Source organism: Shinella granuli, from assembly GCF_004341885.1.
Taxonomy (GTDB): Bacteria; Pseudomonadota; Alphaproteobacteria; order Rhizobiales; family Rhizobiaceae; genus Shinella; species Shinella granuli.
In genome coordinates this window covers 1-18462 of record NZ_SLVX01000003.1, presented here as the reverse complement: position 1 = coordinate 18462, position 18462 = coordinate 1, and the positions used below count along the sequence as shown (strand labels likewise).

The following is an 18462-nucleotide window of genomic DNA, read 5'->3' as shown; positions in this document are numbered from 1 at the left end:
GAGCGCAGATGCTGTATCCGGATACCGTCGAATCGGAAGTGCTCGTCCACAAGCCATGGTTCGTCATGGCCACGTTTGCGGCGATCCTTGCCGTCTTCCTGGCCATCGACCTCACCGGCACGTCGATGGGCGAATTCATGCGCCCCGTCATCGGCGAGCCGGCCGAAAGCGGCCTCTACGGCCGCTTCGCCATTGCCTTCGTCATTGCCGTGCTGTTCTGCATGAATGTCGTGCTGATCGGCTTTGCGACGCTCAAAGTGCAGATCGCCATCGTCTGGCTGGAGCTTCTGCTGCTCTTCCTCGCCTTCTTCAAGACGTTCAATCTCAGCCTGCCGTTCATGGCCGAGAAGTTGCCCTTCCTCATCACGCAGGGGCTTTTCACGACGATCTACGTCTCGGCGATCTCGATTATCATCGCTTCGGCCATTGCGATCCTGGGCGCGGTGGCGAAGCTCTCGACCAACGGCTTCGCCTATGCGGTGGCGAGCTTCTACACCTCGTTCTTCCGCGGCTTGCCGCTCCTGATGCAGGTCTACCTCATCTATCTCGGCCTGCCGCAGCTCGGCTTCATCATCGATGCGGTGCCGGCCGGTATCCTGGCGCTTTCGCTGTGCTACGGCGCCTACATGACCGAGATCTTCCGCTCGGGCATCCAGAGCATCGACCGCGGCCAGTGGGAGGCCTCCCGCTCGATCGGCTTCGGCTTCGGGCTCACCATGCGCAAGATCATCCTGCCGCAGGCGCTGCCCGTCATCATCCCGCCGACCGGCAACCAGTTCATCTCGATGCTGAAGGACAGTTCGCTCGTCTCGGTCATCGGCGTCTGGGAGCTGATGTTCCTGGCGCGCACGCTCGGCCAGAAGACCTTCCAGCACATGGAAATGCTGATCTCGGCCGCCATGCTCTACTGGGGCCTGTCGATCTGCCTCGAACTCGTCCAGGCTCGTATCGAGCGCCATTATGCCAGGAGCAAGATCCGATGAGCGCGGAAAAGATCATCGACGTGCGCAACGTCTCCAAGTGGTATGGCGCCTTCCGTGTGCTGACCGACGTGAACCTGACGGTGGAGAGGGGCGAGCGCATCGTCATCTGCGGCCCCTCGGGTTCCGGCAAGTCGACGCTGATCCGCTGCTTCAACCGGCTGGAGGCCCACCAGCAGGGCGACATCGTCGTCAACGGCATCACCCTGCACGACAAGATGCGCAACGTCGGCGAGGTGCGGAAGAACGTCGGCATGGTGTTCCAGCACTTCAATCTCTTTCCGCACATGACGGTGCTGATGAACTGCATGGTCGGGCCGATGTGGATCAAGGGCGTGCCGGAGGCGGAAGCCCGCAGGACGGCGCTGCAGTTCCTGGAGCGTGTGCGCATCCCCGAACAGGCGAACAAATATCCCGTGCAGCTCTCGGGGGGTCAGCAGCAGCGCGTGGCGATCGCCCGGTCGCTCTGCATGCAGCCGGCGGTGATGCTGTTTGACGAGCCGACCTCGGCGCTCGATCCGGAAATGGTGTCCGAGGTGCTGGAGACCATGACCGGCCTTGCCCGCGAGGGCATGACCATGGTCTGCGTCACGCACGAAATGGCCTTTGCCCGCGCGGTCGCCGACCGGGTTATCTTCATGAATGCAGGGCAGGTCGTCGAGCAGGGCAAGCCGGATGAATTCTTCGGCAATCCGCAACATGAACGCACCAGGCTGTTCCTCAGCCAGATCCTTAAACACTGAGGCGGACCTGACGCTGGACCGCGAGATACTGGCAGACCGGGTGGGCACTCCGCCCAGCGGTTTCGCGCGTGCCCACGGCTGACGGCACGTCTCCTGCCTGCGGATCATTGCGTCTGCCGCCTTGCCGGCAGACGACGTCTCACTCTGATGTCTGACCGGCCGATGGAAGTCGGCACCGACCGGTCGAGCGCATGGCCTATTCGGCGGGCATCGCGTTGAAGTCGGCGCCGCGGTCGGCGTCGAGGATGCTGTCGATGGCGATGAGCTCGGGCATCTTCAGGCCGCCCGGCCCGCCGCGCGAGACGAGCAGGTAGCCGAGATAGAGGGCGCCGAGGCCGAACATGACGGCGACATAGGACCAGGGCTTTGCGAAGGAGGCGTCACGGAAGATCGCCAGTTCGAAGGCGAGCCAGGCGATGGCCAGCACGAGCACCGGCACTTCCCAGGCGCCGAGCGTGAAGCCCTGGCTCGGCGGCAGCTGGTGGCGCTTGGCCGCATACATCAGCACGGTCACCGCATAGATGATCGCCGGCAGCAGCGTGGCGGCGGAGAACAGCGAGAACAGCGCGTCCGTCTGCTGCGAGAACAGGGCGAGGATGACCTGGCCGATGACGGCGACGAAGATCGTCGCGTTGACCGGCGTGTGCAGGGTGGGGCTGATCTTGTGCCAGAGCTGCCATCCCGGGAAGCGCTCGTCGCGCGACATGGCCCAGACGAGGCGCGTGCCGCTGAGAAGGATGACGAGGCCGCAGGAGAAGATGGAGATGACCACCAGGACCAGCAGGAAATTGCCGACGATGGGGCCGAGCACGCGCGAGATGACGTCCGCGATCGGCGTTGCCGAGGCGCCGAGCGCCGTCGGATCGCCGAGAAGGGCGGTCACGGCGATGAGGAACAGCATGCCGATGACGCCGAGGCTGAGAACCGCCTGCCACATGGCCCTCGGCACGACGCGGGCCGGCTCGCGGGTTTCCTCGGCAAGGTTCGCCGCCGATTCGAAGCCGACGATGGTGAAGGCGCCGAGCAGCGTGCCCATGATCCACGGGCCGGCCTTGGTCAGCTCGCCGAAGGCATAATATCCTTCTACGCCGATCGCGCCGGTGCTCGTCAGGTTGGCGAAGTCCAGCTCGTTGTTGATGGCGCCGACCGCAAAGAGCAGCACCACAAGCCCGATCATGCCGACGAGCTGGATGGTGACGGCGACCGCGTTGAAGCGCTGGGTGAACTTCGTCGAGAAGGCGATCATCACGGCCTGGGCGACGATGACGAGGCTGGTGATCCACCAGGCATTCATGGCCGTGCCCTCGTAACCGAACAGGACGGGCAGAACGGTGGATGCGATGGTGTAATCCACCGCGCAGAGCACGATGGCAAGGAAGGTGAAGCTGATCCAGCCCATGATCCAGCCGAAGACCGGATTGGAGATGCGCGAGGTCCACTGGTAGACATAGCCGGTCACCGGAATGCGCGCGGCGAGCGAGCCGAGGACGAGGGCGACCATCAACTGGCCGACGACGACGACGGGCCAGGTCCAGATGCCCATCGGCCCGGAGGTCGAGAGCATGGCGCCGTAGGCGGTGAAGATGCCGGTCGCGATCGAGACGAAGCCGAAGGCGACGGCGAAGGACTGGAAGGCGGTGACGTCGCGTTTCAGCCGGTCATGCTCGCTGCCATGGTGGGATGACGGCCCGGATGCGGGCCGCGCCTGGATGTTGCTGTTCATGGTTCCCCTCCTGTTTCGGGTTTTTCGAAGTTCAGTTCATGCCGGAAAGTCGCTCTCCACCTCGCTCCACAAGCTCACCCGGCGGCCGCGCTCCTTGAAGAAGTCGATCTCCCGGGCGACGCCGGCGCTTTCCTTCCAGCCGGGTTCGTCGATGACGATCAGCTCGTCCATCGCCGCCATGAAGAGGGCATCGACCGGCGCCCAGAGGCTGCCGATCGCCGCCTTGTCGAGACCGGCGAGCTGGCCGTTGATCGGGTGCGACATGGAGACCTGGCTGAAGACGGCCGCGCCGTTTCGCACGATGCGGGCGGCGACCGCGTTCGAGATGTCGAAGCGCCGTTCCACGACGGCTTTGTCCGCATGCCCGTAGGGGCATGCGAGGAAGATCTTTCGCATGTTTGGCTCCGTGGGATTTGAGGATGTGGCCGGCGGCGTCATTGCCGCCAGGCGCGCGCCCTTTCGATGGCTTTGGCGAAGCGGGCATGGTCGGCGGCCGCAACCATGCCGTCCGGTTTGAAAGTCCGGGCAGCGGTGCGTGCGCCGCTGACGTCGAGGCCGGCCAGTTCCGCAAGGCCGAGCGCCGTCAGCTCGTGCATCGGCGCCACGGTGATCGACCGGCCGCTCGCGGACGCAAGGAACTGGGCGAAATAGGCGCTCTGCGAGACACCGCCGTCAATGGAGATGCTCGAGCCGAGCTCGCCCACCTTGGCTGCCGCTTCGATGAGACCGACCGTCAGCATGGCGATGCCTTCCAGCACCGCGCGGACCATGTCCCGCCGGTCCGTCGCATGGTCCATGCCGATGAAGAGGGGCGCGGCCTGGCGATCCCAATAGGGCGCGGCAAGGCCTGACAGCGCCGGCACGAAGACGATGCCGCGGCTGAGCGCCGACGGTCCCTCGAAGCTGCCCAGCTCCTCCATCGCCGAGAAGAGGCCGATGCTGCGCGCCCATTCGAGTGCCGAGCCGGCATCGTAGACGCCGCCTTCGATGGCGAAGGTCGCGGTTTCGCCGGCGCGCTGCCAGGCGATGGTGGGCAGGAGGTCGGAGGCGGGCGGGCGCCGGTCGCCGGCGATCGCCAGCAGGAAGGCGCCGGTGCCGAAGGTGATCTTGCAATCGCCGGGCTTGCGGCAATCGTGCCCGAAGAGGGCCGCCTGCTGGTCGACGATAGACACTTTTACCGGCGTTCCGCCGATCGCGCCGAAGCCTGCATCGACCGCGCCGATGGTGGGCAGGCACTGGCGCGGCACGCCGTGCAGGGTGCACATTTCCTCGCTCCAGGTGCCGGTCGCAAGGTCGATGAGGCCGGTGCGCGATGCGGTTGCGAGATCGGTGCGGAAGATGCCGCACAGCCGGTCGAGGAAGAAGGCGTCGGTCGTGCCGAGCCGTAGGCGGCCGGCATGAAGCGCGGCGGAGACGGCCGGCACGTTCTTCACGAGCCAGGCGAGCTTGCTTGCAGAAAAATAGGGATCGAGCGGCAGGCCGCAGACCGCCTTGGAGCGCGCCTCGGCCTCGGGCGGCAGGGCGGCGAGATCGGCCGCGGTGCGTGAATCCTGCCAGACGATGACGGGTGACAGGGGCTTGCCGGTCTCGCTGTCCCAGGCAAGGCAGCTTTCGCCCTGGTTGGAGATGGCGATGGCATCCACCGGGCCTGCGCCTTCCAGCACCGCCTCGATATTGCGCAGCAACTCCTCCGGATCGTGCTCCACCCAGCCGGGCGCGGGATGGTGCTGCGCATGGCGGCGTGTGCCGGCGACCGTCCATGCCCCGCCATCCTCGATGACGAGGCAGCGCGTGGATGTCGTACCCTGATCTATCGCGGCGACCCGCATCATGTTTCCTCCCTGAAACGAAAATGGACGTGCTGCGCCCGTGGCGCCTCCGCGGGAATGGGAACGAGGATGCGCCGTTCGGGCATCCAGGTGCCGCGAGCGTGCCACATCTCGCGTCCCTCCAGTTCGAGCGACAGGCGGCCCTTCGCGCGGCGCAGGAAGCGGAGCTGGAAGTCCCGGAACGCCGCCGGCAGCGACGATGCGCGGCGCAGGATGTTCGGGACGACGAGCTTGACCGGCGCATCGAAGGTGACGGGTACGGGCCTGCCGTCCTCCGCCTCGTGCCGAAGGTCCTCGGCGATGGTCCTTCCGATGGCACGGCCCTCGCGAAAAGCCCAGCCGCCCGTCTCCACCGCGCGCAGGACATTGCCGGCGGCGAAATATCGCGGGTTGAGCGCGCGGCCGTGCTGGTCGACGGCCGGTCCGGCGCTGCCCTGGTCTATGCCCATGGCCGACTGCAGGAACAGTGCGGATTCCGGGGTGAACTGTCCCGTCAGCAGCACGCCGTCGCAGTCGAGCGTTTCGAGTTTTTCGCCGCGGCGAATGGTGACCGCCTCGACGCGATTCCGTCCAATGATGTCGACGATTTGGGCACCACGATGGAACGGCACGCCGGCCAGCGTCGGAAACCAGCTCAGCGGCGCCCGGGCGAGGGCGTGGGGGCGTGGCTCGATCATCGCGACGGGCCTTGCGCCATGGCTGAGGCAGGTCAGCACCGCCGAAAGCGAGACGAGCTCGGAACCGACGATCAGCGGTCGCCGGAAAGGCAGGAGCCCGTGAAAGGCGAGATAGGATTGCAGAGTGCCCGTGGTGACCACGCCGATCGGCCGGTCGCCGGAGATCAGTCGGGCGGAGCGCGGTTTTTCGCGCGCGCCGGTCGTCACGAGGATGCGTTCGGCCGTCAGCCGTTCGACGCCGGGACCGGCGGTGACGAAGAGCGCGCCGTTTTCGGCAAGCTCAACGACGGAATGGCCGGTGCGGATATCGACGCCGGCCTTTTGCGCTTCCCGCGCCAGCTTGCGGCCGTAGGCGGCGCCGAAATAGACGCGGCCGAATTCCAGCATGCCGAAGGGGGAATGGCTGCAATGGCGCGTCGCGCCGCCAAGCGCCGGCTCGCGGTCGAGCAGGATGACGCGCCGGCCCTGCCGGCGGAGCTCGATGGCCGCCGCCACGCCGGAGGGGCCGCCGCCGACGACCAGCACATCCGCATCCGCCGCGCTCATCGGCCGCCCTCCGTCTCGATGGCGAGCGGGGCGGCGAGCCGGCCCTTGGTCATCTCGGCCAGCCGCGCATTGCAATAAAATCCCTGGCAGCGGCCCATGCCGGCGCGGGTACGGCGGCGAAGTCCGCCGAAATCGCCGGGCGGCACCGGGCTTTCAAACGTCGCTTCGATCTCCCGGCGGGTCACCAGTTCGCAGTGACAGACGATCTCGCCATGGCCGGGGCGCTGCCAGTCGCGTTCGCGGCATTCGGCAAGGTTGGGCATGGCGATGTCAGGCACGTCCGCGGGGGGCGTGAAGGGGCCGGCAAAGCCCGCATGAAGCTTCAGCGCATGCTGGGCGAGGCCGAGGGCGGAGCTGAGGCCTGTCGAGCGGATACCGCCGAGCGTGATGGCGCGCTGGTCCGGGCGTACGAAGACCCTGTAGCCCTTCTCCTCGCTGGCGGGCCTGAGTCCCGCATAAAGCGCGGTGACGGGCATGCCGGCGAGCGCCGGCACGATCTCTGCCGCGCGGGCGAGGAGGGCTTCCAGCGTCTGGGTCTCGACGGTGGCACGCACCCGGTCCTCCTGCTCCTCCGCCGTGGGGCCGACGAGCACGTTGCCGAAGGCCGTCGGGCAGACCACGATGCCCTTCGTCACTTCGGTGGGCACGGGCAGGATGATGCGCGGCACATAGCGTGCGGCCGCCTTGTCGAGCACGACGAACTGGCCCTTGCGCGGCCTGATGCGGAAGGCGGCCTCGAAGCCGAGACGGGTATCGACAATGTCGCCGTAAAGCCCGGCCGTATTGATGACGCTGTCGGCTTTGATCTCACCGGCCGTCGTCTCCAGGCGCCAGGCGCCGTCGAACGTGCCCTTGAGGAGTTCCGTCCCGCGCAGGAACCGCGCACCGAGCGCCACGGCTTGGTTGAGATAGGCGAGCGGCGCCGTCCAGGGATCGATGATGTGCTCGCCCGCCACCTCCAGCGCCGCGACGAGGCGATCGGAGAGCGCCGGCATGGACGCGCGCGCTTGTGCGCCGGAGCGCAGAACGACATCCATCGTGCCATTGTCGCGAGCCTGCTGCTCGATGCCGGCGAGCTTTTCGGCCTCCAGCGCGTTCCAGGCGCAGACATAGGCGCCCGTCGCCACCAGGGGGAGGTTGAGGCTGTCCTTGATCTCCAGATATTCCTGCCGGCCGGCCCGCACCAGTTCCAGTTCCAGGCTGCCGGGCGGGGCGTCGAAGCCGGTATGCAGGATGGCGCTGTTGGCCTTGGAGGCGCCCGACAGGATGTCGGCGCCCTTCTCGATCAGGAGCACCTTCGCGCCGGCCAGCGCGAACCGGCGGGCCACCGCGCAGCCGACGACGCCGGCGCCGATGATGGCGACGTCGAAAGTTTCCGCGATCGGTGGATGGAGTGGCACGGCATTATCTCCCGTTCGGTCATTATGTGACTGAACGGTATAATCTGAATGACCGAATGTAAAGCATGCTGAAGCGCTGAAGATTCCAGAGCGCCGCTAGTAAGGTGCTCTCCCGCCCGTATTTCCCGGCAAGCGACATTGCGACGAGATGACTGAACGGTCGTAATTCAGTCATTGACTTGACCGAATTCAACGATACAACGGGAGAAATGCTGCAAATCGCGTGGATTTCTGCGCGAATCGCCATCTGAAGGAAGCGCCGATGCGGCCTGCCGATCGCCACGAAAAAATTGTGAAGCTCGTGCACAAGGCGGGCGAAATAAGCGTCGACGACCTGGCGCAGACGCTCGGCGCCTCGCGCGAGACGATCCGGCGCGACCTTGCCAATCTCGATGCCATGGGGCGGCTGAAGAAATTCCACGGCGGCGCCCGCGTGCGCTCCAACACCCAGGTGGAGCCGGCGGTGGAGGGGCCTTTTGCCCTGCGCATGGCGGAAAACCTGCCGGCCAAACGCCGGATCGCACATGCGGCGGCAAGCCTTTTGGCACCGGGCGACGCGGTCTTCATCGACACCGGCACGACGACGCTGATCCTCGCCGAAGCCCTGGTCGACCTGCCGATGCTGGTCGTCGTGACGAATTCCTGGCGCATCGCCGCCACGCTTTCCGCCAACCCGGACCACAAGGTCTTCCTGATCGGCGGCGCCTATGGTGCCGATGCCGGGGAATCGCTTGGTCAGTTCGCGGTGGAGCAGATCCGCAGGTTCCGCGCCCGCCATGCCTTCCTGACGGTTGGCTCGGTGGATGAGCACGCGGTGATGGATTTCGATGCCCAGGTGACCGAAGTCGCGCAGAGCATGATCGAGCGCGTCGACATCGTCACCGTGCTCGCCGATGCCTCGAAATTCGGCAAGCGCGGCATTTTCGAAGTGGCGCCCTGGTCGAGCATCGATCGGCTCGTCACCGATGCGCCACCGCCGCCCGCGATCGCCGAGGCGCTGGAGAGGGCGGGCACGAAGATCGTGGTCGCCTAGAGTGTTTCCGCTTTTCCTCGAATCGTGGAAGCGCTCTAACTCGTTGTTTTAACAAAATTCCGGACGCAAGGCCGCGTCACACTCTTGCTGGAATTGCTCCAGCCGACTGGCCCGGCACAAGTCAGACCTCGACCCTCTGGGCGTCGTGGTGCTGTGGGCCGCACGCATTGCGGGCACCAGACGGTGGTTCTGTCGGTGCCCGGTTTGCGCTCCTTCTTGCCGTCTGGTGTGTGGGTGAGAATGTGGGATCAGGAGAAATGTGACCGAACAGTCATTTACTATTGACCGATCGAGCATTTCATGTTTCCTTCTGCATACGAATGCAAAAAATGAGGGAAAGTGATGAGCGAGCAGTCGGGAAAGGTCGTCGGCAAGCAGGCCGTGGTCCATGAGGAGATGCCTGCCGGCAGGGGCCGGGCAGAGACGAAACAGGGGCGCTCGCGGTTCCGGCCGCTGTCGCCCGAGCACATGCCCCGCGATTATACGATCTCGCTTGACGCCTATCGGCGTGGCGGCACGGATGCCTTCATCGGCCGCTCGCCGGACCATCTGGTCAAGCAGCGCCTGACCGGCTTCGAGCCGCAATATGTCAATATCATCGACTACATCATCCGCATCACCCACCAGATCTGGGAAGAGAAGGATATCGGCTATATCTACGACACCTATAGCCATGACTGCCTGGTGTGGGACGACCTGGCGCTGCAGGTAGGCCGCGACAAGATCGTCGCCGACACGACCTCGCTGAACAACGCCTTTCCCGATATCCGCATCGTCGCGGAAGACGTGGTCTGGGCCGGCGACGACGCGATCGGTTTCCACACGTCGCACCGTTCGCAGATCATCGGCACCAATACCGGCTTCAGCCGCTACGGCGCGCCGACCGGTCGCCGCGTGCAGTTCCTCTGCATGGCGAACTGTGTCGCCCGCGACAATGAGATCTTCTACGAGCACGTCGTCTATGACACGGCGGAGGTGGTCAGGCAGCTCGGCTTCGATGTTGTCGAGACGGCGAAGCGTGCGGCGTCGTCCGGCGCGACGACGGGGCTGCCGCGCGATTTCCTGGGCGGCGAGCCGAAGCGCACGGTGGGGCAGGGCAAGCCGGAGAAGATGGCGGTGCCGACGGAGATACGCGACAATCCGGAAGAGTTCGTGCGCGCGGCGCTGCACACAATGTGGAACCGACGCAATCTCGGCGCGCTCGATCAGGTGTATCATCCCGGCATCGTCTCGCAGCAGACCGGCAGCCGCATCTTCCGCGGTACGGGGCAGTTGCGCTCCTTCATGCTCTCGCAGCTCGCCATGTTCCCGGACGTGCTCTATTCGGTGGACGACCTCTACTGGATGGGCAATGCCCAGGAAGGTTTCGTCGTGGCCATCCGCTGGTCGATGACCGGCACGCATCGCGGGCTTGGCCGCTATGGCGAGCCGACCGGCCGCGAGGTCAATATCTGGGGCATCACGCACTGGCTGATCGAAGGCAACCGCGTCACCAAGGAGTGGACGACCTTCAACGAGTTCGGCGTGCTCATCCAGGTTCTGCGCTAGGCGGAGAATATCCAAGGCGCCTGTGGACATCTCGAACGATCCGGCATCGGCGCCCGTCAAGGGTGCCTGACCGAGGAATGCGGCGACCCCGAAAACGGGGCGCCGCCAACAAAGAAGGTGGGAACATGAGAAAATCGACATTCTTCGCATCGACCGCGGCCCTGGTGCTGGCAAGTCTTGCGGCGGCACTGCCCGCCCGGGCGGACTGCGGCATCGAGAAAGGTTCGGTGCGCATCCTTGCCAACGATTTCGACGGGCTGCGTCTCGTCCTGTCGGAGGCCGAAAAATGCGCTTCCGGCACGGTCAAGGTCATCACGAACCAGACGACCGAGCACAAGAACCTGCAGGTGCCGGCGCTCAAGATCAGTCCGGCCGAATACACCGTCGCCGTCATCGCCAACAATTCGATCGTGCCGCTGCTGAATGAAGGCCTGCTGCGCCCGCTCGACGACCTCGTCGCCAAATATGGGCAGGACCTTCTGCCGACGCAGTTGATCAAGCTCGACGGCAAGGTCATGGCGGTCGCCTTCATGGGCAATTCGCAGCACCTCTTCCTGCGCAAGGACATTCTGGAGAAGGCCGGCCTGGCGCAGCCGAAATCCTATGAGGACATCCTGGCCGCCGCCAAGGCGATCAGGGAAAAGGGCCTGATGGACTACCCGCTGTCCGCCTCCGACAAGGCCGGCTGGGACCTGGCTGCCGAATTCGTCAATATGTATCTCGGCTATGGCGGCGAACTTTTTGAAGCGGGTTCGGCTGTTCCCGCCATCAGAAACGAAAAGGGCCTGGCCGCGCTCGCCACGATGAAGGCGATGACCGAATACATGAACCCGGACTACATGACCTACAATGCCGACGAGATCATCAAGGTCTATGCGGCCGGCAAGACCGCCATCATCAATGGCTGGGGGTCGCTTGCCAACGGCGCGATCGATCCGGCCAAGGCCGCAGACGGGGTGGGTGACAACACGGTTCTGGTCGGTGCGCCGACCGTCGGTGGCGGCTCGGTCCCCGCGGCAGCCCTGTGGTGGGACGGGTTCTCCATCGCCAGGAACATTTCCGACGAGGATGCGGAAGCCTCCTTCCGTGCGATGGTCTACGGCATCCGTCCGGAGGTCGGCCAGAACAATCCCGACCTCGCGACCTGGCTGACGAAGGATTACAAGCCCGGCCGCGTCGCCGTCGGCGTGCTCGAAACCGCCAATGGCGGTGCGAAACCCTATCCGATGCTGCCCTATATGGGGCTGCTGCACACCGCGCTCGGCGCGGAACTGGCCGAATTCATGCAGGGACGTGAGAGTGCCGAGGAGGCGCTGAAGGATGTCGAGGCGGCCTATACCGCGGCTGCCCGCGAAGGCGGTTTCCTGAAGTGAGCCTCGGGCGCGCCGGCCCAGCCGGCGCGTCCCGCAGGCTTCGATCGAGATGTCCTGCCCGAGGCGGGACGAACGCAACATTCAATCCTGAGCAAGGAGAAGGCGCATGCCGCACAGGGCTTTCTTTGCCTTCATCATGCCGTCGCTTGCGGCGATGCTGCTCTTCATCGCCTTGCCGATCGTCTCGGTCGCGGTGCAGTCGCTCTATGTCCAGCACGAGCGGGTCGTGACCGAGGTCGAGACCTGTACGCCCTTTTCCGGTTGCACCAAGGAAACGCGCGTCGATGCGGAAGCGACCGAAAAGCTGCGCAACGACGAACCGCTCGGCCGTTTCAACGGCTTCGGTACCTATCTCGACCGCAACCATCTGGCCGTCACGGAGATCGGCGCGATCCTCTCCGACAATGCCGGTTTCAAGGATACCGTCGCGCGCGTCTACAACCTGCCATTCTACAGGGCGCTTGCCTTTACCCTGACCTATACGTTCGTGGTCACGCCCTTCGCCATGCTGCTCGGCTTCTGCATCGCGCTCGGGGTGAACGCCATTCCGCCCTTCTACAAGGGGCCGGTCATCTTCTTCTCGCTGCTGCCGATGATCGTGACGCCGCTGGTGGGCGCGCTCATCGTCTACTGGATGGCGTCGTCGCAGGGCATTCTCGGCGCGACGCTGCAAGTGCTGCTCAACGATCCCACGCTGTCGCTGAAGTCGTCGGCCGTGCTCACCTGGATCACGCTCCTCGTCTACGGCATCTGGCACAACGCGCCGTTTTCCTTCGTCGTCTTTTATGCCGGCCTGCAGACCGTGCCGCACGATACGCTGGAATCCGCGATGATCGACGGCGCCAGCCGCTGGGAGCGCATCCGCTTCGTGGTGATCCCGCATCTCATGCCGCTCGCCACCTTCGTCGGGCTGGTGCAACTGATGGACAATTTCCGGGTCTTCGAGCCGATCGTCGGCTTCAGCGCCGAAGCCAATGCCACGTCGCTGTCCTGGTCGATCTTCAACGACCTGCGCGGCCAGGTCGACCAGCTCTTCGGCTCGGCCGCCGCCACGTCGATGCTGACCATCGTCGGCGTGATCATCCTGCTTTCGCCGGTGCTGGTGCGCACCTGGCGAGACTTCAACCGTCGATGAGGGCGCCGTGATGATGGTGACAAAACGCAGACAGCCCCTGCCGCTGGCAGTGCTTTCCACAGGCTTCGTGCTCCTCTGGGTGTTCATGGCCGCCTTCCCCTTCATCTGGACGGTCTGGGGATCGTTCAAGGTCGAGCAGGATTTCTTCTCGCGCGATAGCTGGTGGTTCGCCATCGAGGGCACGCGCACGATCGCCCGGACCGGCTCGGCCTTCACCGGTGACGGCTATTACGGCGCCTGGGTGCTGCGCGACTTCTTCTCCTCGGTGATCAACACGGTGATCGTCACGGTGTCGGTGGTCGTCGTGTCGCTGACCTTCGGCACGCTCGGCGGCTATGCGCTGGCGCGCTCCGGTTATCGCTATACGTTCTGGCTGCTGATGCTGGCGCTCGTCTTCCGTGCCATGCCGCATATCACGCTGGTCTCCGGCTACCTGCTGCCGTTCTTCGAGATGAACATCTGGGGCTACATGCCGACCGCCATCATCGTGCTGGTCGCCATCAACCAGCCGTTCACGCTGTGGATGCTGCACTCGTTCTTCCTGTCGATCCCCAAGGACCTCGACGAGAGCGCGATGGTCGACGGCTGCTCGCGTTTCCAGGCCTTCCGCCTCGTGGTGATCCCGGTCATGTGGCCGGGCGTGATCACCACGGGGCTGTTCTCGTTCCTGCTCGCCTATAACGACTTCGCCGTGACCGCGATGCTACTCTCCCAGCCCAACCAAACCATGGTGCCGAAGATCGCGAGCTTCCTCGGGACGGTCCAGCAGGAGGGCAATGTCATGTTCGCCGTTGCCGCCGTCGTCTCGGCGACCGCGCCGCTCTTCGTGCTGGTCCTGTTCTTCCAACGTCAGATCGTCAGCGGGCTCACCGCCGGCGCCGTGAAGGGATAATCGCAAATGGCTGAAATCCGCCTCAAGAACGTATCGAAGCGTTGGCACAATTTCGTCGGGGTCGACAATTTCAACCTCGATATCGCCGACCAGGAGTTCCTCGTTCTGCTCGGTCCCTCGGGTTGCGGCAAGACGACGACGATGCGCATGATCGCCGGGCTGGAAGACATCAGCGAGGGCGAGATCTGGCTCGGCGACCGCATGGTCAACAGGCTGGAGCCGAAGGACCGCGACATCTCGATGGTGTTCCAGAGCTACGGCCTCTACCCGAACATGACCGTCTACGAGAACATCCGCTTCCCGCTGCGCGTGCGAAAGGTGCCGAAGGCGCTGCATCACGAGAAGGTCATGCAGGCCGCGCGCATGGTGGAGCTTACCGATTTCCTCGAACGCCGGCCGGCAGCGCTATCGGGCGGACAGCGCCAGCGCGTGGCGCTTGGCCGCGCCATCGTGCGCCAGCCCTCGGTGTTCCTGATGGACGAGCCGCTCTCCAACCTCGATGCGAAGCTGCGCGTCTCGACCCGCGCCCAGATCAAGAACCTGCAGCACACGCTGAAGGTCACGACGATCTACGTCACCCACGACCAGATCGAGGCGATGACGCTGGCCGACCGTGTGGTGGTGATGAACAAGGGCGTCATCCAGCAGGTCGGCACGCCGACGGAGATCTACGACAACCCGGCCAACACCTTCGTCGCCTCCTTCATCGGCTCGCCGGCGATGAACCTTGTTTCCGGCGATATCGAGAACGGCACGTTCCGCGGCCCGGGCATCACCATCCCCGGTCTGCAGACCGATGTGAAGGGGTCGGTCACGCTCGGCTTTCGCGCCGAGGATGCTTCGCTCATTTCAGAAGGCGGCGAGCTTGGTGCCGCGATCTATTCGATGGAGCTTCTCGGCGAGGCGACCATGGCGAGCTTCAGGCTCGGCGACCAGCTCGTCTCGATCAAGTCCGGCAAGGAATACCGCGCCGAAATCGGCGATGTCGTGCATGCGGCGATCCCGGCTTCGATCTGTCACCTGTTCGATGCCAGGACCGGCGTGCGGATCGCACGCATACCCGGCGGCTGATATGGTCGGCCGGCGGCCGTCAGGCGCTCTTCCTCGCCATCAGCGTGCCCGGCAGGGTGCGGGTGACGCCGTCGTCGGAAGGCTTGATCGTCGGGTCGTCGATGAGATTGAGGGCTTCCTGCACCATGCGCTCGACCGGCTGCCGGATGGTCGTCAGCCGGTAGGCGTTCCAGCCTGCCATCGGGATGTCGTCGAAGCCGGCGACCGCCAGATCGTCCGGAATTCTCAACCCGCGCTCCCTTGCCGCATCCATGACGGCGAGCGCCATGATGTCGTTGCAGCAGAACAGCGCGTCCGGCGGATCGCCGCCGGACAGCACCGCCATGCCGGCCGCATAGGCGTCATGGTAGTTGAAGTCGCCGGCAGCGCGCACATGGATGGACCGGCCCGCCTCCGCCAGGATGTCCTGGAAGCCGCGGGCGCGCTCGGCATGCGTCGAGGTGTTGGCGACACCGCCGATGAAGCCGATCTTGCGGTAGCCCCGCTCCAGAAGCCGGCGGCCGATGTCCCGGCCCCCCTGGTAGTTGTCGCAGGCAACGGCATTGATGCGCGCATCCCGCTGTATCCTGTTGAGCAGCACGACCTTGATCTGATGCTGCCGGCAGGCCCGCGCCATGTTGGAGGTCAGGAAGGTCGACGTCACGATGATGGCGGACGGCCGCGCGGCGAGGATCTGGGGGATGATCGCATCGACATCGGCATTGGCCGCCATCGTGTAGACAAGCAGTTGCCGGTCGCTCGCCTGCAGTTGCCTGGCCAGCGTATCCAGCACCGTCGGATAGAACGGGTTGAGAAGATCGCCTGCGACCAGCGTGATGGTTCCGGCTGCGATGGCATTGGCCGTGCGCCTGGCCGGGCTGATGTAACCCAGGGACTCGGCCGCCGCCAGGATGCGTTTCCGCTTGGCCGCATCAAGCGGCGCGCCCGGCGTGAATGCACGCGATACGGCGGCGAGGGAAACGCCTGCGGCGTGGGCGACCTGCTTTGCGGTGGGCTTCATCGGGTGACCGTGTGTGAAAATTTTTCAGTTCTTATATGAAAACTTGCGCTTCCCGCATAGCATCATATCCTTCGGGGCGAAAGGGAGATCTGATCCATGACTGTTACCTATCTCAAACGCGGCAAGCCCGAGGCCCAGCGGTCGGAAGACGATGCGAAGGTCCGGGCGATCGTTGAAGCGACGCTGAAGGACATCGAGACGCGCGGCGATGCCGCCGTGCGCGATCTTTCGGAAAAGTTCGACAAGTTCTCGCCGCCGTCGTTCAGGCTGAGCCCGTCGGAGATCGAAGCCGCCATCTCCAAGGTCTCGGCCCGCGACATGGCCGATATCGATTTCGCCCAGGCGCAGATCCGCCGTTTCGCGGAAGCCCAGCGCGCCTCGATGACGGATATCGAGGTCGAGACGATGCCGGGTGTGATCCTCGGCCACCGCAACATTCCGGTGCAATCGGTCGGCTGCTACGTGCCGGGAGGCAAGTTTCCGATGGTGGCGTCGGCCCATATGTCGGTGCTGACGGCCTCGGTTGCCGGCGTACCGCGCATCGTCGCCTCCGCCCCGCCGCAGAAGGGCGAGCCGCATCCGGCGATCGTCGCCGCCATGCACAAGGCGGGCGCCCACGAGATCTACGTGCTCGGCGGCATGCAGGCCGTCGGCGCCATGGCGCTCGGCACCGAGACGATCAAGCCGGTCGACATGCTGGTCGGCCCCGGCAATGCCTTTGTCGCGGAAGCCAAGCGCCAGCTCTACGGCCGCGTCGGCATCGACCTCTTCGCCGGCCCGACCGAGACGATGGTGATCGCCGACGAGACGGTGGACGCCGAAATGTGCGCCACCGACCTGATCGGCCAGGCCGAGCACGGCTACAATTCGCCGTCCGTTCTGCTGACCAATTCGGAAAAGCTGGCGCGGCAGACGATGGATGAGATCGACCGCATCCTTTCGATCATCCCGACGACGGAAACGGCCACCGCCTCCTGGCGCGACTATGGCGAGGTCATCGTCTGCGATACCTATGAGGAGATGCTGGAGGTCGCCAACGAGATCGCCTCCGAGCATGTGCAGGTGATGACCGACCGCGACGACTGGTTCCTGGAGAACATGCATTCCTACGGCGCGCTGTTCCTCGGGCCCCGCACCAATGTCGCCAATGGTGACAAGGTGATCGGCACCAACCATACTCTGCCGACGAAGAAGGCCGGCCGCTATACCGGTGGGCTCTGGGTCGGCAAGTTCCTGAAGACCCACTCCTACCAGAAGGTCACGACCGACCAGGCGGCCGCGGAGATCGGCGCCTATTGCTCGCGGCTCTGCATGCTGGAAGGTTTTGTCGGTCACGCGGAACAGGCCAATATCCGCGTTCGCCGCTATGGCGGCCGCAATGTCGGCTATGGAGAGGCTGCGGCGTAAGCCGCAGTCGATCGGATTGGAGGGGGCTCGCTTGGATAGATCGCTTTACATCGTCAGGTGCTTCGAGCCGGATGGCGGTGCCCCTGTTACAGCATGGAGCCATGCATCATGAGCCTGCCGCGCACCCCTTCCTTCCGCCTCGACGGCAAGCGTGCCCTGGTGGCCGGCGCCTCGTCCGGCATCGGCTTCGGCTGCGCCGTGGCGCTCGCAGAGGCCGGCGCCCATGTGATGCTGTCGGCGCGCTCGTCGGGCAAGCTTGCCGAGGCGGTGGACGCGATCCGCGCCGAAGGGTTTTCGGCCGAGGCACTGGTGCTCGACATCGCCGATGTCGAGGCGACGGAAGCGGCGATCGCCGCGCAGCCGCCGTTCCAGGTTCTGGTCAACAGCGCCGGCGTCGCCCGTCACGGCCCGGCCGTCGAGACGAGCCCGGCCGACTTCGATGCGGTCTTCGCGCTCAATGTAAGGGGCGCCTATTTCCTGACACGCGCCGTCGCCAGAGGGCTGCTTGCGGCCGGCGAGGTGGGGTCGCTCATCAATGTTTCCTCGCAGATGGCCCATGTCGGCGGCATCGACCGCGCCGTCTACAGCGCCACGAAACATGCCGTCGAGGGTTTTACCAAGTCGATGGCGATCGAATGGGGGCCGAAGAACATCCGGGTCAACACGATCTGCCCGACCTTCATCCGCACGCCCCTGACCGAGCAGACCTTTTCCAATCCCGAACGGGTCCGGTGGATAGAGGAAAAGATCAAGCTCGGCCGCATCGGCCGCGTCGAGGATATCATGGCCGCCGTCACCTATCTCGCATCGGATGCGTCGTCGATGGTGACCGGAACCGCTCTGATGGTCGATGGCGGCTGGACCGCCGACTGATCCCGCATATCATGGAGAAGCCTACAATGCGCATTGGAGCGCCGAAGGAGCGGTTTGCCGGCGAGGCGCGCGTCGCGCTGACGCCCGAATCCGCCATGCAGTTGCAGAAGCTGGGCCACGCATGCCTTGTGGAGGCGGGCGCCGGGGAGGGTTCGGGCATATCGGACGATGCCTACCGTACGGCCGGGGTGACGGTGGTGGAGGATGCGGCTGCGCTGGTGGCGGCGTCGGA

Annotated in this window: 16 protein-coding genes and 1 pseudogene; 11 read left to right on the top strand and 6 right to left on the bottom strand. The window is 65.0% G+C overall.

Annotation, left to right across the window (positions count from 1 at the left end; genetic code table 11):
• The first annotated feature begins 8 nt into the window (after positions 1-8).
• Positions 9-983: an amino acid ABC transporter permease gene (locus EV665_RS06220; RefSeq protein ID WP_133033453.1), complete on the top strand. Its 975-nt coding sequence runs from the start codon at positions 9-11 to the stop codon at positions 981-983.
• Positions 980-1723, top strand: a complete 744-nt coding sequence (locus EV665_RS06215; RefSeq protein ID WP_133033452.1) for an amino acid ABC transporter ATP-binding protein — start codon at positions 980-982, stop codon at positions 1721-1723. The genes EV665_RS06220 and EV665_RS06215 overlap by 4 nt, the downstream gene beginning before the upstream one ends.
• A 196-nt stretch (positions 1724-1919) precedes the next feature.
• Here EV665_RS06215 and EV665_RS06210 read toward each other — a convergent pair whose 3' ends face one another.
• Genes EV665_RS06210 through EV665_RS06190 form a run of 5 tightly spaced genes read right to left on the bottom strand, consistent with a single transcriptional unit; the run spans position 1920 to position 7898 of the window.
• On the bottom strand, positions 1920-3446 hold the full coding sequence (locus EV665_RS06210; RefSeq protein WP_133033451.1) for an amino acid permease: 1527 nt from the start codon (positions 3444-3446) through the stop codon (positions 1920-1922).
• 36 nt (positions 3447-3482) lie between these two features.
• Positions 3483-3842: a DUF1937 family protein gene (locus EV665_RS06205; protein WP_133033450.1), complete on the bottom strand. Its 360-nt coding sequence runs from the start codon at positions 3840-3842 to the stop codon at positions 3483-3485.
• A 38-nt stretch (positions 3843-3880) separates the two neighbouring features.
• The gene (locus EV665_RS06200; protein ID WP_133033732.1) at positions 3881-5275 is read right to left on the bottom strand and encodes an FGGY family carbohydrate kinase; all 1395 of its coding nucleotides are present in this window, start codon (positions 5273-5275) and stop codon (positions 3881-3883) included.
• Positions 5275-6498, bottom strand: a complete 1224-nt coding sequence (locus EV665_RS06195) for an NAD(P)/FAD-dependent oxidoreductase (RefSeq protein WP_133033449.1) — start codon at positions 6496-6498, stop codon at positions 5275-5277. Before EV665_RS06195 ends, EV665_RS06200 begins: the two co-directional genes overlap by 1 nt.
• Entirely contained in the window at positions 6495-7898 is a 1404-nt protein-coding gene (locus EV665_RS06190) for an NAD(P)/FAD-dependent oxidoreductase (protein WP_245507651.1), read from the bottom strand. The genes EV665_RS06195 and EV665_RS06190 overlap by 4 nt, the downstream gene beginning before the upstream one ends.
• A gap of 262 nt (positions 7899-8160) precedes the next feature.
• Between EV665_RS06190 and EV665_RS06185 the strand changes: the two genes are divergently transcribed.
• From EV665_RS06185 to EV665_RS06160, 6 genes are all read left to right on the top strand, one after another.
• Positions 8161-8931 (top strand): DeoR/GlpR family DNA-binding transcription regulator, encoded by a 771-nt coding sequence (locus tag EV665_RS06185; RefSeq protein ID WP_133033448.1) that lies wholly within the window; start codon positions 8161-8163, stop codon positions 8929-8931.
• A 342-nt stretch (positions 8932-9273) separates the two neighbouring features.
• A complete protein-coding gene (locus EV665_RS06180; protein ID WP_084438038.1) occupies positions 9274-10479 on the top strand; it encodes an ester cyclase in 1206 nt (401 codons plus the stop codon).
• A gap of 125 nt (positions 10480-10604) precedes the next feature.
• Positions 10605-11852 (top strand): ABC transporter substrate-binding protein, encoded by a 1248-nt coding sequence (locus EV665_RS06175; protein WP_133033447.1) that lies wholly within the window; start codon positions 10605-10607, stop codon positions 11850-11852.
• Positions 11853-11958: 106 nt separating this feature from the next.
• The gene (locus EV665_RS06170) at positions 11959-12987 is read left to right on the top strand and encodes a carbohydrate ABC transporter permease (RefSeq protein WP_133033446.1); all 1029 of its coding nucleotides are present in this window, start codon (positions 11959-11961) and stop codon (positions 12985-12987) included.
• A 10-nt stretch (positions 12988-12997) separates the two neighbouring features.
• Positions 12998-13879: a carbohydrate ABC transporter permease gene (locus EV665_RS06165; protein WP_133033445.1), complete on the top strand. Its 882-nt coding sequence runs from the start codon at positions 12998-13000 to the stop codon at positions 13877-13879.
• Positions 13880-13885: 6 nt separating this feature from the next.
• On the top strand, positions 13886-14950 hold the full coding sequence (locus tag EV665_RS06160) for an ABC transporter ATP-binding protein (protein WP_133033444.1): 1065 nt from the start codon (positions 13886-13888) through the stop codon (positions 14948-14950).
• 19 nt (positions 14951-14969) lie between these two features.
• On the opposite strand, the gene EV665_RS06155 is transcribed toward EV665_RS06160, so the two are convergent.
• Positions 14970-15950 (bottom strand): LacI family DNA-binding transcriptional regulator, encoded by a 981-nt coding sequence (locus tag EV665_RS06155; protein ID WP_133033443.1) that lies wholly within the window; start codon positions 15948-15950, stop codon positions 14970-14972.
• A 96-nt stretch (positions 15951-16046) separates the two neighbouring features.
• Here EV665_RS06155 and hisD point away from each other — a divergent pair, with 96 nt between their 5' ends.
• The 3 genes and pseudogenes from hisD to EV665_RS06140 form a co-directional block, all read left to right on the top strand.
• Positions 16047-17357, top strand: a complete 1311-nt coding sequence (gene hisD, locus EV665_RS06150; RefSeq protein WP_064331063.1) for a histidinol dehydrogenase — start codon at positions 16047-16049, stop codon at positions 17355-17357.
• 108 nt (positions 17358-17465) lie between these two features.
• The gene (locus tag EV665_RS06145) at positions 17466-18230 is read left to right on the top strand and encodes an SDR family NAD(P)-dependent oxidoreductase (RefSeq protein ID WP_133033442.1); all 765 of its coding nucleotides are present in this window, start codon (positions 17466-17468) and stop codon (positions 18228-18230) included.
• 26 nt (positions 18231-18256) lie between these two features.
• Positions 18257-18462 (top strand): annotated as a pseudogene (locus EV665_RS06140) (Re/Si-specific NAD(P)(+) transhydrogenase subunit alpha); the annotation flags it as partial.